This is a genomic window from Dactylosporangium aurantiacum, from assembly GCF_000716715.1.
Taxonomy (GTDB): Bacteria; Actinomycetota; Actinomycetes; order Mycobacteriales; family Micromonosporaceae; genus Dactylosporangium; species Dactylosporangium aurantiacum.
The window spans coordinates 49197-64526 of sequence record NZ_JNYJ01000043.1 but is presented as its reverse complement, the minus strand read 5'-3'; the positions used below and the strand labels follow the sequence as shown (position 1 = coordinate 64526).

The window sequence follows — 15330 nt, the reverse complement described above, 5'->3', positions numbered from 1 at the left end:
CGTCGCGAAGCCGCAGTCCTCGTCGCAGTCATGGTCCGCCCACCGTACCGGGGCACCGCGGGTGCGCGGCAACCGAATTCCAGTAGATTCGGCCGCATCTTCTCGCGACGGACCAGGCTCAGCGTGCTGGCGGTCGCCATCGGCCTGGTGACGGTCGGTGTGCCACCGCTGCTGCTGCCGCGCGACCACGACCCGGCGCCCACCGCCCTGCCGACCACGTCACCGCCCGCCGCGCCGCCCACCGTGTCGCCGTCATCGCAGAGCCCGCCCGTGAGCCCCGCCGCGAGTCCGACCGCGAGCCCCGCGGCGCCGCCGTGCGGGACCGGTGGCAGCGCCCGGCCGTCGTGCACCGTGTACGGCGCCGCGGTCGGCACCGGCTGGACGGTGCAGAGCGTCGGGGTCAAGGTGGTCACCAACGGGGTCGTGCCCGGCACCGACCAGGTCGCGCTGCGGGTCGAGCCGAAGGAGAAGACCGCCGCCGTCGCCCTCGTCGCCGCCGGACCGGTCACCGCGACGCGCCTGACGTTGCGCGTCTACGGCGGCCGCGTCCACGGCACCGTCCTGCGGGTCACGGTGTCGGCGACCACCCAGCCGTCCGGGGTGCCGCCGGTCGTGCTGACCGCCCCGGTCGACGTGTGGACCCCGTTCGAGCTCGACCTGCGCGAGCTCGCCCCGGGCCGGCCGGTGCGCCGCATCGACCTGGTCGTGGCGACCGACATGCTGCCCAACGCGTACCGCTTCTTCGTCGACGACCTGCAGCTGCGCTGATGGGCCCGCTCGCCGTCACCGCCGCCGCCCCGGCCGCCATCGCCCGGGCGGTCCTGCTCGGCCGGGCCGCGATCGCGTCCACCGCCGCGGCCGCCGGGCTGCTGCTCGTCGAGGACTGGTGGCGGATCCTGGCCGTCGTCGCGGTCGTCGCCGCCGGTACCGTCGCCGAGGTGAGCGTCCTGACGCGCTGGCCCGCGGTGACCCGTCACCCGTGGCCGGCCCTCGCCACGGACCTCGGCGTCGCCGTGGCGGTGCTGCTGCTCAGCCGCGGCGGGATGGCGTTCTTCTGCTACGTCGCGGGCGCCGCGGCGCTCGGCGGCGCGCTGCTCGGCATGCGGGCGCTGCCGCTGTGGGCGGCGCAGGCGGCGCTCGGCTTCGCCGCGGCGGGCGCGGTCCTGCGGGCCAACGACCCGCCGCCGGACGTGGCCGCGTTCATCGTCGCGTTCCCGATGGTCAGCGTCCTCGCCGGGATCGGCGCGGCGGCCGCGACCACGGCCCTGCAGCGGCACCTGGACCTCGCCGTCGACGTGATCGGCGCCGCGCAGCGCTCGGCGGCCGCGTCCGAACGGGCCCGGCTCGCCCGGGAGCTGCACGACTCGGTCGCCAAGACGCTGCGGGGCGTGTCCTTCGCCGCCCTCGCCCTGCCGCAGTCGCTGCGCCGGCACCCGGCGCTCGCCGAGCAGCTCGCCGGCACCGTGTCCCGCGGCGCGGAGGCCGCCGCCCGGGAGGCCCGGCAGCTGCTCGAGGGCCTGCGCATCGACCAGCTCGACCTGGGGTTCGCCGAGACCGTGCGGGCGACCGCGTACGACTGGTCGGACCGCTGGCGGATCCCGGTCCGGGTCGACGCGGCACCGGTGGAGCCCGGCGTCGAGGTGCGGTACGAGCTGGTCCGCATCCTCGCCGAGGCGCTGCACAACGTGGCCCGGCACGCCGGTGCCCGGCACGTCGACGTCACGGTCCGCAGCGGCCCCGGCCGGCTGGAGCTGCGGGTCCGCGACGACGGGCGCGGCTTCACCCCGCGCGACCTGGCCGACCTGCAGGCCGACGGGCACCTCGGCATCGTCGGCATGGCGGAGCGGGCCCGCGCCGTCGGCGGCTCCCTGCGGGTGTCGTCGGTGCCGGGCGGCGGCACGGAGCTCGTGGTGGTCACCCCGGTCGGGGCGGCGGAGGCGCCGGTATGACGGTGACGGTGCTCGTCGTTCTGGCCGGTTTCGTCGTGGCGGGCGCGGCGGAGGCGACGGCGTGACGGTGACGGTGCTCGTCGTGGACGACAACCCGGTCGTGCGGGAGTCGCTGCGCGGCGTGCTGGAGCTCAGCGACGACGTGCGGGTCGTGGGGGAGGCCGGCAACGGCCGCGACGCGCTCACCCTCGCGCTGCGGCACCGGCCCGACGTGACGCTGCTGGACCACCGCATGCCGATCGCCGACGGACTGTCCATCGTGGACGACCTGGCCCGGCACACCGCGGTGCTCGCCCTCACCAGCGACGCGAGCCCCGGCGTGATCGCCTCGATGCTGCGCGGTGGCGCCCGCGGGTACCTGGTGCACGGCCATTTCGACCCGCCCGACCTGCTGCGCGCGGTCCTCGCCGTCGCCGCCGGGCAGGGCTGGCTGTCGCCGGTGGCCGCGTCGGTGGCCGCGTCGGCGCTGCGCGAGCAGGGGGCCCGCCGCCTGGCCCGGGACCGCGCCGGCCTCACCGACCGCGAGCGGGACGTGCTCGACCTGCTGTGCGACGGGCTGTCCAACGCGGCGATCGCCGAGCGGCTCGGGCTCACCGAGAAGACCGTGAAGAACCATCTGTACAACGCCTTCGGCAAGCTGCAGGTCGGCAGCCGCACCGAGGCGGTGGTCCGGTGGCGGGCTGGGACTTTCGACTCATGACCGTGCGGCGGGGGCGGTCATAGGTTCGGCGGTGGGTGGCACCGTCGATCTCGAAAGGCACCGCAACCGTGCGCAGACGTCTTGGGTTCCTGCTGGCAGCCGGCCTGTTCCTGGCCGCGTGCGATCCGAACCAGGGCCCGGTGGTGATCTCCCAGCCGGCGCCGTCGTCGGCCGTGCCCTCGGGCGCCGCGCCGTCCTTGTCCTCCCCGCCGCCCTCCCCGGCCTCCCCGTCGAGCCCGGTGCCGACCGCGACCGCCGCGCCGGTCAAGACGTTCACCGACAAGCCGCCGCAGGCGCAGTACCGCGAGTTCCACGCCAACTGCACCGAGACGCACCGGCTCAGCGACGACCCGATCGTCTTCCCCGGCCTCGCGGGCGCCGCCCACAACCACACGTTCGTCGGCAACCCCGCCGCGAACGCGACCTCCACCCCGCAGTCGCTGCTCAAGGGCCGGACCTCGTGCGAGGACACGCTCGACGCGTCGTCGTACTGGTTCCCGACCCTGACCCAGAACGGCGTCGTCGTGCAGCCGGAACGGGTCACCATCTACTACAAGTCCGGGGTCAAGGACTACCGGACCGTGCAGCCGTTCCCCGCCGGGTTCCGGCTCATCGTCGGCGACATGCGGCTGCAGGACGCCGCGCAGTTCAGCGGCACCTGGAACTGCGGTGACTACCTCGGCAAGGCCATCCCGCCGTCGTGCCCGGCCGGGTCGTCGCTGATCGTACGGATGCAGGCGCCGAGCTGCTGGGACGGCCGCAGCCTGGACAGCGCCGACCACAAGTCACACGTGGTGTGGCCGGTCAGCGGGGTCTGCCCGGCGAGCAACCCGGTGCCGCTGCCGATGTTCGAGATGAAGGTGCCGTACAAGCTGCCCGGCGGCAACACGTCGGGTCTGGCGTACTCGTCGGGCAACGGCTCGTCGTTCCACTACGACTTCATGAACGGCTGGGACGCCGCCCGCCAGGCCACGCTCGTCAGCCACTGCATCAACGGCGGCCGCCAGTGCAACGGCTTCGGCGTCGACCAGCACAAGCCGTGATCAGCTGACCAGTCCTGACGCGTACGCGAGGATCACCAGCTGGACCCGGTCCCGTACCCCCACCTTCGTGATCGCCCGGGTCACATGGGTCTTCGCGGTCAGCGGGCTGATGAACAGCTCCCGGGCGATCTCATCGTTGGACAGCCCGGCGGCGACCAGGCGCACCACCTCGACCTCCCGCGGGGTCAGGACGGCGAGCCGGTCGCCGCCGTCGCCCGCCGGCCCGGCCGGCCGGTGCGCGAACTGGCCGATCACCCGGGCCGTCACGCTCGGCGACAGCAGCGCCTCCCCGGCCGCCACGACCCGCACCGCGCGGCGCAGCTCGTCGGGCTCGACCTCCTTGGTGAGGAAGCCGCTCGCCCCGGCCCGCAGCGCCGCGAACACGTGCTCGTCCGTCTCGAACGTGGTCAGGATGACGACCCTCGTGCCTTCCAGGTCCCGGTCGCCGACGATCTGCGCGGTCGCCGCGATCCCGTCCAGCCCCGGCATCCTGATGTCCATCAGCACCACGTCGGGCCGCAGCCGCCGGGCCTGCCGGACCGCCTCGTCCCCGGTCGACGCCTCCCCGGCGACCGTGATGTCCCGCGTGCGCCGCAGCAGGCTGCCGAACCCGGCGCGGACCAGCGCCTGATCGTCGGCCAGCAACACCCGCACCGTCATGACGGAATTGTCGCGTGTACGGCGAAGCCCCCGGCCCCACTCGTCGTCAGCCTGCCCCCGAGCGCCTCGACCCGCTCCCGCATCCCCGTCAACCCGTGCCCTTCCGGCGCCGTCGACCCCCTGCCGTCGTCCACCACGGACACCCGCGTCGTCGCCCCGTAGTGAACCTCCACCGTGACCACCCGCGCCGCCGCATGCCGGACGGTGTTGGTGAGCGCCTCCCGCACGATGAGCCCGACCGCGATCCGCGTGGGCAGCGACACCTCGTGCCCACCCGCGCCACCGCCCTGGCCTGGCCCGCCGCCGTGGCCCGCGCCCTCGCCTCCTTTTCCGCGCTCGCCGCGGCTGCCGTCCCCGCCTGCGCTCTCACGGTCACGGCTGCCGCCGTTGTCCGTGCCTTCACGGTCGCCGCCGGCCCGGTCTTCGCGGCTGCTGTCGGGGCCATCTTCGCGTCTGTCGCCGCGTTCGCCGCCGTCCCGGTCTTCGCCGGCGCTGTCTTCGCCGCTATGTCCGCCCTTGCCGTCGTGTCCGACTGTGTCTCTGTCTCGCTCTCTGTCTCTGCCGCCGTCTCCGGCCGCGCCGTCGGGTCGGCCGTCGGGTCGGCCGTCGGGTCGGCCGTCGGGTCGGCCGTCGGGTCGGCCGTCGGGTCCGCCGTCGGGTCCGCCGTCGGGTCCGCGGTCGGGTCGGCTGTCGGGTCCGCGGTCGGGTCGGCTGTCGGGTCGGCTGTCGGGTCGGCTGTCGGGTCCGCTGTCGGGTCGGCTGTCAGGTCGGCCGTCGCCGCTGGCGGTGGCTGCGCCCGGGGCGCCGTGGACGTACAGCCGCGCGTCGAGCCCGGCGGCCCGCACCTGCGCCACGAGCGCCTCCAGGTCGAGCGGCTCGGCGGTCGGCCGCAGGTCCTCGCGGAGCACCCCGACGAGCGAGGACAGGTCACCCATCGCCCTGCGCCGCACGTCCTGCGCCAGCCGCAACGCCGCCCGCGCCTCCTCCGGCGCCGTGTCCAGCGCATCCACGGCGACGTTGAGGTGCACCCCGACAACCGCCAGGGTGTGCGCCACCGTGTCATGCACCTCCCGCGCCACCCGCAACCGCTCCTGTGCCCGCTGCTGCTCCACCTCCGCCCGCTGCTGCTCCGCCTCGGCCCGCTGCCGCTCCACTTCCGCCCGCTGCCGTTGAGCCTCGGCCCGCTGCCGGTCGGTCTCGGCGCGCTGCTGCTCCGCCTCGGCCCGCTGCTGCTGGGCTTCCGCGCGCTGCCGGTGGGTCTCGGCGCGTTGCCGCTCCGCCTCGGCCCGCTGCTGCTGGGCTTCCGCGCGCTGCCGGTCGGTCTCGGCGCGTTGCCGCTCCACCTCGGCGCGCTGGCGGTCGGTCTCGGCCTGCTGCTGGTGGAGCGCGGCCTGGGTCCACTGCCGCCAGCTGCCGACCGCCACGGTCACCGCGAGCGCCGCCGTCAGCCACAGCACGTCGGGGCCGACACCCGCGAACGTCCGGCTCGCGCTGTGCTGCAGCACCGTCCACTCCAGGTTGAACGCGCACACCGCGTGCACGGCCGCGATCCCCACGACCAGCCGCAGCCGCGGCCGTGGCCCGATGACCACCGACACGTACAGCAGCGTCACCGGCCACAGCCAGCCACCGGTGGTCAGGTCGGCGATCCGCATCGCCAGGACGCCGCAGATCCCGGCGATCAGCCCGGTCAGCGGCCACCGCACCTGCGCCCAGACCAGCCCCGCCAGCCAGGTCGCCAACGGCAACGACCCCTCGGCGAGCCGGTCCCCACTGCCGCTCAGCACGGCGATGAACGTGACCGCGGCGAACGCGGCGACCATCTTCGTCTTCGTCATGCCGTCGAACGCTAGGGGCGGCAGCTCGCCAGGTCGTCGTCCGCGCGGAGGCACCGTCTCGTACACCATATGGAGTATCAGGCAGCAGGCTGATGCGATCGCGCCACCGTCGATAACGTTGCGGCCCATGGAGCACCGCTGCGGCAAACACGCCGTCCTGGCCAACCCGGCGTCGCGCATCCCGATCTGGATGGAGTGCGCCGTCCACCGCTTCACCCCGTACCAGATCGACCGCCGCTTCACGCTGATCGTGGCGCTGGAGTTCTCCTACGAGGAGACCGCCTCCTTCGACTGGATCGTCCAGCACGGCATGCTGTGACCCCGGCCGGCTCGGCGCCGGTGTCGTAGCGGCATGTGCCGGACAGGCCGGTGGCCGCACGGCCGGCCCGCCCGCGGCCGCGCCACGCGGATCCGCTGATGCCGCACCAGGTCCAGCCGCCGGCACCTGAGCCGACCGCAGCCGCGCGAGCTTCGTGGCGTGGCGGGCGACCAACCCGTGCCGGCGCGCCTCGGCGAACTCCGCCCTGACCCTCAGCCGCTCCTCGCGCCGGCGGGCGCGGTCGGCTCGGGCGGCCGCGAAACGGGACTCCCAGTCGATCGAGTCGAACGACGTGAACGTCCCGGAATCTGGTGCGTCCAAAGAAAAGTACGGTCGTGGCATGTGCCGCCTCCCCCCGGTAGGCGCCGCACCTCATTCTCCCGGACCCACCCCACCCCGTCCAGCGCCGCTACGCGCAGCAACCACCCCGGTACCCTCCGGTAGAACGGCGAAGCCGGTGGTGATGAGGAAGAGCGCGGCGATGTACGTGGCCATGACGACCAGGTCCCGGCCGGGGAAGTCCAGGTCGGCGGCGCCCAGGCCGATCAGCAGGTCCGAGAGCAGGAACAGCGCGGCGCCGACGGCGACCCGGCGGGAGACCGCGTACGCGGCGGCGGCCATGGCGCTCAAAGCGAGGCTGTACACCAGAATCGGCACCCGCAACGCGCCCAGCGACGGCCAGAGCAGGGCGTTGAGCGCGGCCCACAGCACCGCGTAGCCGGCGGCGGCCGGGCGGTGCAGGGGAGCCCGGCGCAGGAAGGCGACCAGGAAGCAGACCTGGGTGCCCAGGAAGCACGCCATGCCGATCAGGAATGCTGCTGTACCCGGCACGAGCAGCGCCACGTCACCCGCGCACGCGAACACCAGGCCCCAGCCGAGCGCGGACCTGCCGGCCGTGCTGAGCAGGTACCAGAGCAGCAAAGGAGCAAGGAGCGGCTTCGCCACCCACTGCAACGGCTCCCAGGACAGGGCGACGCCCGTGAGCTCGGCGGCGGCGCAGGCGAACAGCCACAGGGGGAGTCTCATGCGGCCGGCTGCCAGCCGGGGCGGCCGAACACGAAGCGCAGCCGGTGGCGCCAGGAGGTGGCGGTCCGTACGTCGCGCCAGATGTCGCGGTACTCGTGGGTCGCCACACGCAACGGGTTGTACGTGGTGATGTTCTTCGTCAGCCCGTACACGACGCGGGCTCGTTCGGGTTCGAACGTGCCGAAGAGGCGGTCCCAGACGATGAGGATGCCGCCGTAGTTGCGGTCCAGGTACTCGGCGTTGGCGCCGTGGTGGACGCGGTGGTGCGACGGGGTGTTGAAGCACCACTCCACGACGGCGGGAAGCCGGTCGATCCGCTCGCTGTGCAGGAAGAACTGGTACGCGAGACTGATCGACTGCTGCAGGAACACCATCCACGGCGGGATGCCCAGCAGCGGCAGGAACAGCCAGAACGGCGTGCCCGTCATCGGGGTCCAGCTCTGCCGCAGCGCCGTGGACAGGTTGAAGAAGACGCTGGAGTGGTGCACGACGTGGCCGGCCCAGAAGAGCCGGACCTCGTGGTGCAGGCGGTGGAACCAGTAGTACGCGAGGTCGTCGGCGAAGAACAGCAGCACCCACGTCCACGGGCTGTGGGGGTCCAGCTTGAGCGGGGTGAGGACGTAGAGGCCGGCGTACGCGAGCGCGACCACGATCTTCCACGGTACGCCGATGACCTGGCTGCCGAGTCCCATGGAGAGGCTGGTGGTGGTGTCGCGGACCTCGTAGCCGCGCTCGTCGTCGTCGGGCAGGAAGCGGTACGAGACCGCCTCCATCACGATGAGCAGCAGGAACGCGGGCACGGCGTAGAGCACGGCGGGGATCATGCTCGGCTTTCCTTTCGCGCGGCGGCGGGGTGTTCCTCGCGCGGGGCGGGGTGGGATGGTCTTCGGGCGGGGTGGGCTTGAGGCGGGGCGGGGTTGTCTCGGCGCGGGTCCTAGCTCCGCGTGGTGGAGCTGTCCTTCCGCGCGGCGGAGCTGCCTGTCCGGGCGGAGAGCGGTGCCGGGAGCGACGCGGTCAGCAGCGCCCGGGCCTGCGCCTCGGCGAGGTCGCCGGCGCCGCCGGCGATGTGGTCGCTGAGGAGCCGGTGCCCGGCGACGTCGAGCAGCTCGGCGGTGCGCAGCCGCGGCGGCACGTGCCCGACCGCGAGCGCACCGCTGACGAGGCTGTTGAACGCCAGCAGGTACGCCGTGTTGCCGCTGCCCGTGACGACCGCCCGCCACAGCGCGACGTTGGCCTCGCCCATGCGGTCCAGGTCCGGCGCGGCGGCCGCGAGGTCGTCGACCCTGGCGGCGATCTGCTCCTTCGCGGCCGCCGTCCCCCGCAGCGCGCACAGCCTGGCCGAATCGGCCCCGATGCAGGCGCGCATCTCCATCATGTCGCGCACGAGCGTGCCGACCGGCAGCGCGTCGCCGGCCGAGATGGCGGTGGACATGGCGAGGTCGAGCCCGGCGTGCAGCCGCCAGTCCAGCACCCTGGTCGCGCCGCCCTGGCTGACCTTGACGAGGCCGAGCTGCTGCAACCGGCGCAGCGCCTCGCGCACCGCGTGCCGGTTGACCTCGAACGTAGCGGCGAGCTCGCGCTCACTCGGCAGGCTCGCGTCGGGCAGATACGCCCCGCTGAGGATCGCATCGCGCACCTGCGCGAACACATGGTCGGACACGTTGCTACGAGGAGCCGGCGTCAACGTCACCGGGTGACTGTCTCACACATCAACTGGTTGGACCAGTAGCGAAGTTGATGACTGCGGCTCGCGGTGTGCGGCGGGCTGGTGCCGGGTCCCGGCGGTGGGCGGCGGGCGGCGACGGGTCGCGGAGGTAAGCGGCGGGCGGCAATAGAGCGCGGTGGTGGGCGGCGGGCCGCGACAGGTCGCGGTAGTAAGCGGCGGGCGGCGACAGGTCGCGGTGGTGGTGCGGTGCGCGTGGTGGCCGGGCGGTGGTGGCGGAGTTGTGGAGGCGTCGCTGGTGGCGGGTCGCGTCCGGCACTGACCAGGGACCGGGTCCGTGGCGGATCGCGGCCCGCCGCACGTGGGACGCCGGTGTGATCGGCTGCTCGGCGTTGCCCGTGGTGGGCGGGTGGTTGCCGTGCGCACGACCGGCGCAAAACCCCGGCCGTGACGCGTGCCGCCGGCTCCGTGAAACGCTCGGCTCAGGTCAGTCGGTCAGCTGGTCGACGATCTTCTGGGCGGTGGTGGCGTGCTTGGCGTACGCGCTGGCGAAAGCGCTCCGCTGCACCGCCTGGGCCGCCCCCGTGATGCTCATGGACTGCCAGCCCGAGACCTTCATCAGCTTGGTGTAGAACTTGGCCGAGGCGAAGGCCGGGTCCATGAGCTGCTCGACGGTGCCCCAGATGCTGACGCGTTGCTGGAAGATGCCGACGGAGTCGTAGTTGGTGCCGGTGCCCTCGTGGGGGAGCTTCAGCGACGCCGGGACCTTCGGGTTGGCGAGGTTCTTCAGGTACGTCTCCTGCAACGCGGTCGCGATGGCCACGACGTACGCGCGCTCGGGCAGGCCCATCTGGCGGCCGACCTCGATGACGATGAAGGCGTTGTTGGTCGCCGCCTGGGTGAGGCCGGCGACGGGCTTCGGGACGAGGGACGCGCCGGGCGCGGAGGCCAGCTCGACCCCGCGGGCGGCGTTGGCCCGGGCGTGGGTCTCGTAGAACTTGGCGGCGTCGAACGCGGTGTCGTCGGTGACCGCCGCCGGCTCGTTGGGGAAGATCGCCCAGGAGACACCGACACTGATCAGGGAGGCGACGAGACTGACCGCGGCGAGCAACGCGAACCTGCTCAGATGCAGGCGGCGTGCGGCAGCGGGCGTCCGCCGGGGGGTGGCGCCACGCACCGCGACAGCTTATGGACGCGGCGCCCCGACCGGAAGACGTCTTAACAAAACCTAAGGAACACTGATCAATCCGCGACGTTTGAGTAGCGGCTCGATCAACGGATCGCGACCGCGGAACGCCCGGTACACCTCCATCGAGTCGGCGCTGCCGCCCTTGGCGAGCAGGCCGTCACGGAACGTGTCGCCGAGCTCGCGGCGCAGCCCGCCCTGTTCGGTCAGCCAGTCGACGGTGTCGGCGTCGAGGACCTCGCTCCAGATGTAGGAGTAGTAGCCGGCGCTGTACGCGGCGCCGCTGAAGATGTGCGCGAAGTAGGTGGTCCGGTACCGCGGCGGCACGAACGGCACCGCGACGCCGGCCCGCTCCAGCGCAAGAGCCTCGAAGGCGAGCACGTCGGTGACTGCCGCCGCCTCCTCGACGGTCAGCGTGTGCCAGGCCAGGTCGAGCAGCGTCGCGGCCAGGTACTCGGTGGTCGCGAAGCCCTTGTTGAACTGCTCCGCCGCCCGCAGCCGCTCCACCACGGAGGCCGGCAGCGGCTCGCCGGTGCGGTGGTGCGTGGCGTAGTTGGCCAGGACCTCCGGCCACAGCATCCACACCTCGTTGACCTGCGACGGATACTCGACGAAGTCGCGGGGGACCCGGGTGCCGGCGAACTTCGGGAAGTGCACCTGCGAGAAGAGGGTGTGCAGCGCGTGACCGAACTCGTGGAACAGGGTCCGGACCTCGTCCAGGGTGAGCAGCGTCGGCTCGCCGTCGGGCGCCCGGTTGATGTTGAGGTTGTTCACGACGACCGGTGCCGTGCCGAACAGCCGCGACTGCGGCACGAGGGCGTTGGCCCACGCGCCGCCGCGCTTCGACGGGCGGGTGAAGAAGTCGCCGATGAACAGGCCGAGGGGCCCGCCGTCGCGGTCGAAGACCTCGAAGACGCGGGCGTCGGCGTGGTACGCCGGCAGGTCCGGCCGTTCCTGGAAGCGGATGCCGTAGAGCCGGCCGGCGGCGAAGAACACCCCGTCGTGCAGGACCCGCTCCAGCTCGAAGTACGGCCGCAGCTCGGCCTCGTCGATCGCGTAGCGCTCCCGGCGGACCTGCTCGGTGTAGTACGCCCAGTCCCACGGCTGGAGGGTGAACGCGTCGCCGATCGTCTCCTGCAGGTCCTCGGCCTCGAGCCGGGCGTTGGCGACGGCGGCCGGGGCCAGCTTCGCCAGCATCTCCTGGACGGCGCCGACGCTGCGGGCGGTGTTGTCGGCGATGTTGTACGCCGCGTGGTGCTCGAAGCCGAGCAGCCGGGCCCGCTCCGCCCGCAGCCGCACGATGCGCAGCACGAGGGCGGTCGTGTCGTGCTCGCCGCCGCTGGAACCGCGCCCGACGGAGGCGGCGTGCAGCCGCTCCCGGACCTCCCGGTTGTGCAGCGACGCGAGCGCCGGCTGCGCGGTCGGCAGGATCAGGTTCAGCGCATAGCCCCGCTCGAGGTCCCGGTCGCGGGCGGCGACCTCGGCGGCGGCAACCGCGTCGGCGGACAGCCCGGCGAGCTCCTCGGCGTCCTGCACGACGACCGCGCTGGCCTTCATCTCGTCGCGGACCTTGTTGCCGAACTCGGTGGCCAGGGCGGCCAGCTCGGCGTTGAGCTCCCGCAGCCGGACGTGCTCGTCCTCGGACAGCCGGGCGCCGGCGCGGACGAACTCGGTGTGGTACCGCTCCAGCAGCCACGCCGACTCGCCGTCCAGGGCCAGGGTGTCGCGCTCGGCGTACAGCTGCTCGATGCGGGCGAAGAGCCGGCGGTCGAGCATGATCGCGTCGCCGTGCGCGGACAGCAGCGGCACCACCTGCGACTCGATCTGCTGCAGGTCGGGACTGGTGTCGGAGCTGGTGACGTTGAAGAACGCGGCCGACACGCGCTGCAGGACGCGGCCCGAGCGCTCCAGCGCCACGAGGGTGTTGTCGAACGTCGGCGGCTCGGTCAGGGTGGCGATGGCCTCGACCTCCGCCCGCTGCTCGGCCATGCCCCGCTCGAACGCGGGCAGGTAGTGCCCGGTCTCGATGCGGTCGAAGGGCGGCAGCTGATACGGCAGGTCACTCGCGGCGAAGAACGGGTTGTCCGTGGTCACCTACCGACTGTATCGGGGCGGGGTTTTTCCGGAAGTCTGTGCAACCGATCCGACTGCCGGGCCCGTGAGTAACGCATGACGGATCGGGACACGGCGTTCGCCGAGTATTTCGCCGCGCGTTCGGACGCGATGCGCGGCACGGCGTACCTGCTGTGCGGCGACTGGCACCGGGCCGAGGATCTCACCCAGGTGGCGTTCACCAAGTTGTACCTGGCGTGGGACCGGGTGAGCCGGCACGAGGCCCTCGACGGCTATGTCCGGCAGGTGCTGTTCCGGGCGTTCCTGGACGAGCGGCGGCTCGGCTGGTGGCACCGGGTCCGGGTGACGGACCTGCCGCTGGACGGCGCCACCCACGACCGGTCACCCGACGACAGGATGGCGATGATCGCCGCCCTGGCCGCCGTGCCGGCCCGGCAGCGGGCCGTCCTGATCCTGCGGTACTGGGAGGACCTGTCCGTCGAGGAGACGGCGAGCCTGCTCAGCTGTACGACCGGCACCGTCAAGAGCCAGGCCGCGCGGGGGCTGCAGACCCTACGCACCCATCTGGAAACCAGCAGCCACTCGCATGCCACGAGGAATCGGATATGAACGAGGACGACTTCCGGGTGTCGCTGCGCGACGCCCTCGACAGCGCCACCCCACCGCCGCCGATGTCGCCGGCCGTGGCCGTGAGCACCGGGCGCCGCGCCGTGCGCCGCCGGAACCTGCTCGCCGGCGGGGCCGCGGTCGCGGTGACCGCCGTCGTGGCCGCGGTGGCGGTCGCGGTCGCCGGCGGCGGGCTCGGCACGGCCGCACCGCAGCAGGTCGGCGCGCCAGGCGGCACACCGACACCGGGCGGCACCGCGCCGGCCCCGGTCCCCACCGACAAGCCGGTCTGGCCGACCCAGCCGAACGGGGAGCCGCAGCAGGACCGCACCGCCCGCGCCGGCACCAAGTACGACCTGGGCCAGCAGCTCATGACCGACCTGCTCGCCGTCGTGCCGGCCGGCTACACGGCGCTGGACAACCCCGGCACGGACCAGCTCGTGGCGTCGCGCATGGCGCAGGCCCAGTTCGAGAACAAGGTCGGCGACCGTGACGCGTGGTCGTATCTGGCCAGCACCCAGCTCGGCAAGGACGGCGGGGTCGGCCAGCTGCTGGTCACCGTGTACGAGCCGGGCCTGATCACCGTGACCGGGGACGCCTGCGCGGTGGCGGGCGCGTTCTGGACCGCCCCGGCGAGCTGCCGGCTGGTGACGACCGGCACCGGCGTCACCGTGGGCCTCGCCACCGGCACCAAGGGCGACTTCGACCAGTGGGCCGCCTACCGGCACGCCGACGGCACCGTGGTGTTCGTGGCCCAGCAGAAGGACGACGACCGCCCCGGCGGCGGCGACAAGCCCCTCGCGGCGCTACCCCTGACCGAGGACCGGCTCGCCGCCCTCGTCGCCGACGAACGGTTCCACATCAAAGCGAGCTGAGCCGGCGGCGCGGGGCGGCGGCAGCAGCCACCGCCCCGCGCCGTACGCCAGGCCCGCGCCGAGGGTGTTGACCAGCACGTCGTCGGTGGCGCTGACCCGGCCCAGGTCGAGGGCGTACTGCAGCACCTCCACCGTCGCCGAGCCGAGCGCGGCCAGTGCCAGCACCCGCCACAGGGTCAGCCGCGGCCAGCGCAGCGGCGCGAACGCGCCGAACGCCGCGAAGACGAGCAGGTTGCCGACCAGCTGCACGGCGGCGGTCCCGAAGCCGCCGTGCAGCACCCCCGCCAGGCCCTCGACCGGGTCGAGCTGCACCCGGCGCGGCGCCGGCGACGGGGTGAGGATCATCCAGATCCACGGCAGGGTGCCGCAGACCGTCGCCACCAGGCCGAACGCGGGCCGGCGGTCGGCGGTGCGGCGGCCCGCGGCGAGCCACCACACGACGCCCAGGGCGGCGCCCGCGGCGAGGACCGCGCCCCAGCGCAGCAGCGTCAACGCGCGGGCACCGGCGCGGCGGCGGTGAGCACGCTCGCGGTGAGGCTGTCGGCCAGGACGGTGATCTCGTCGCCGGGGCAGTAGTCGAACCGGATCCGCACCTCGTCGCCGGTGAGCACCTCGACCGGCTCGCGCAGCGGCACCACCAGGTAGTTCATGGTCCAGTCGATGCTGCCGGGCGGCTCATACAGCAGGCAGAGCAGATTCTTCGTCACCACCCTTACCGCGTTGACCAGCGCCGGCCGCTCGGCGACGAAACGCAGGTCGCCGGTGCAGTGGTGCGGCAGCGGGTCGGTGTAGAAGAACTGCTGGAACACCTGCGGCGCGGCGGCCTCCACGGTGCGCGGCTGCAAGCTCTCCGGCAGCTGGAACACCGGCGCCGGCACCGTGTAACCGAAGTAGGTGAAGTCCTGCTCGACCGGCTGGACCGCCTGCACGCACGCCTCGGGCACGAACCGGGGCAGCGGCCCGCCGATGTGGCGCAGATACCGCCGCTTGAAGCTGTTGATGACCTCGATCTGGCGCTCCCGGAGCAGCCCCACGTGCAGCATCTCGCACAGCACCACGTCGACCGGCTCCTCGGGCAGGTAGTCGCGGGCGTCGGCGTGCAGGACGGTGACGGCGTCGCCGGCGCTGGCCCGCAACGCCGCCTCGGCGGTGGCGAAGACCCGCGGCTCCCGCTCGATCGCGGTGACGGTGCCGCCCTGCCGGGCGGCGAAGTAGGACAGCACGCCGGTCCCGCAGCCGAGGTCGAGCACCCTGGCGCCGGGCCGCACCGCGTGCGCGATCGCGGTGGAGAACGCCGCCATCCGGCGCTCGTCGGACAGCAGCAGCGCCTGGTACTGCAGCGGGATCACGTCCGCCGGGAACCCGAGGTGTTCCAGGTCGAGGTGTTCCATG

At 73.3% G+C, this 15330-nt stretch carries 16 protein-coding genes; 7 read left to right on the top strand and 9 right to left on the bottom strand.

The features are described 5' to 3' along the window. Positions 1-123: 123 nt before the first annotated feature. The 4 genes from OP18_RS37940 (at position 124) to OP18_RS51585 (ending at position 3692) form a co-directional block, all read left to right on the top strand. Complete coding sequence (locus OP18_RS37940; protein WP_033364000.1) at positions 124-768, top strand: hypothetical protein; 645 nt, start codon at positions 124-126, stop codon at positions 766-768. Continuing rightward, positions 768-1949 (top strand): sensor histidine kinase, encoded by a 1182-nt coding sequence (locus OP18_RS53610; RefSeq protein ID WP_052387938.1) that lies wholly within the window; start codon positions 768-770, stop codon positions 1947-1949. Before OP18_RS37940 ends, OP18_RS53610 begins: the two co-directional genes overlap by 1 nt. A 61-nt stretch (positions 1950-2010) precedes the next feature. Next, positions 2011-2649: a LuxR C-terminal-related transcriptional regulator gene (locus tag OP18_RS37930; RefSeq protein WP_033363999.1), complete on the top strand. Its 639-nt coding sequence runs from the start codon at positions 2011-2013 to the stop codon at positions 2647-2649. Between the two features lie 68 nt (positions 2650-2717). Beyond that, positions 2718-3692 (top strand): DUF1996 domain-containing protein, encoded by a 975-nt coding sequence (locus OP18_RS51585; RefSeq protein ID WP_156090077.1) that lies wholly within the window; start codon positions 2718-2720, stop codon positions 3690-3692. Here the strand turns inward: OP18_RS51585 and OP18_RS37920 are convergent, their stop codons facing one another. Both OP18_RS37920 and OP18_RS58865 read right to left on the bottom strand, forming a co-directional pair. Further along, positions 3693-4352, bottom strand: coding sequence for a response regulator (locus OP18_RS37920; protein ID WP_033363998.1), 660 nt, complete (start codon positions 4350-4352; stop codon positions 3693-3695). Continuing rightward, positions 4349-6190 (bottom strand): histidine kinase, encoded by a 1842-nt coding sequence (locus OP18_RS58865; RefSeq protein WP_052387936.1) that lies wholly within the window; start codon positions 6188-6190, stop codon positions 4349-4351. Before OP18_RS58865 ends, OP18_RS37920 begins: the two co-directional genes overlap by 4 nt. 127 nt (positions 6191-6317) lie before the next feature. On the opposite strand from OP18_RS58865, the gene OP18_RS58860 reads away from it, so the two are divergent. Beyond that, positions 6318-6509 (top strand): hypothetical protein, encoded by a 192-nt coding sequence (locus OP18_RS58860; RefSeq protein ID WP_033363997.1) that lies wholly within the window; start codon positions 6318-6320, stop codon positions 6507-6509. A gap of 372 nt (positions 6510-6881) precedes the next feature. On the opposite strand, the gene OP18_RS37905 is transcribed toward OP18_RS58860, so the two are convergent. The 5 genes from OP18_RS37905 to OP18_RS37885 form a co-directional block, all read right to left on the bottom strand. Next, entirely contained in the window at positions 6882-7535 is a 654-nt protein-coding gene (locus OP18_RS37905; RefSeq protein ID WP_052387935.1) for a lysoplasmalogenase, read from the bottom strand. Further along, positions 7532-8359, bottom strand: coding sequence for a sterol desaturase family protein (locus tag OP18_RS37900; RefSeq protein ID WP_033363996.1), 828 nt, complete (start codon positions 8357-8359; stop codon positions 7532-7534). The genes OP18_RS37905 and OP18_RS37900 overlap by 4 nt, the downstream gene beginning before the upstream one ends. Positions 8360-8469: 110 nt before the next feature. Beyond that, complete coding sequence (locus OP18_RS37895; RefSeq protein ID WP_245635663.1) at positions 8470-9195, bottom strand: FadR/GntR family transcriptional regulator; 726 nt, start codon at positions 9193-9195, stop codon at positions 8470-8472. A gap of 490 nt (positions 9196-9685) precedes the next feature. Then, positions 9686-10375 (bottom strand): hypothetical protein, encoded by a 690-nt coding sequence (locus OP18_RS37890; RefSeq protein ID WP_156090076.1) that lies wholly within the window; start codon positions 10373-10375, stop codon positions 9686-9688. Between the two features lie 51 nt (positions 10376-10426). Beyond that, positions 10427-12478: a M3 family metallopeptidase gene (locus tag OP18_RS37885; protein WP_033363995.1), complete on the bottom strand. Its 2052-nt coding sequence runs from the start codon at positions 12476-12478 to the stop codon at positions 10427-10429. Between the two features lie 75 nt (positions 12479-12553). On the opposite strand from OP18_RS37885, the gene OP18_RS37880 reads away from it, so the two are divergent. Both OP18_RS37880 and OP18_RS37875 read left to right on the top strand, forming a co-directional pair. Further along, the gene (locus tag OP18_RS37880) at positions 12554-13066 is read left to right on the top strand and encodes a SigE family RNA polymerase sigma factor (protein WP_033363994.1); all 513 of its coding nucleotides are present in this window, start codon (positions 12554-12556) and stop codon (positions 13064-13066) included. After that, entirely contained in the window at positions 13063-13938 is an 876-nt protein-coding gene (locus OP18_RS37875) for a hypothetical protein (RefSeq protein WP_033363993.1), read from the top strand. The genes OP18_RS37880 and OP18_RS37875 overlap by 4 nt, the downstream gene beginning before the upstream one ends. Here OP18_RS37875 and OP18_RS37870 read toward each other — a convergent pair. Both OP18_RS37870 and OP18_RS37865 read right to left on the bottom strand, forming a co-directional pair. Continuing rightward, positions 13870-14430 (bottom strand): VanZ family protein, encoded by a 561-nt coding sequence (locus OP18_RS37870; RefSeq protein ID WP_052387932.1) that lies wholly within the window; start codon positions 14428-14430, stop codon positions 13870-13872. The two genes, OP18_RS37875 and OP18_RS37870, sit on opposite strands and share 69 nt — an antisense overlap. Continuing rightward, positions 14427-15329: a methyltransferase domain-containing protein gene (locus OP18_RS37865; protein ID WP_033363992.1), complete on the bottom strand. Its 903-nt coding sequence runs from the start codon at positions 15327-15329 to the stop codon at positions 14427-14429. The genes OP18_RS37870 and OP18_RS37865 overlap by 4 nt, the downstream gene beginning before the upstream one ends. Position 15330 lies beyond the last annotated feature (1 nt).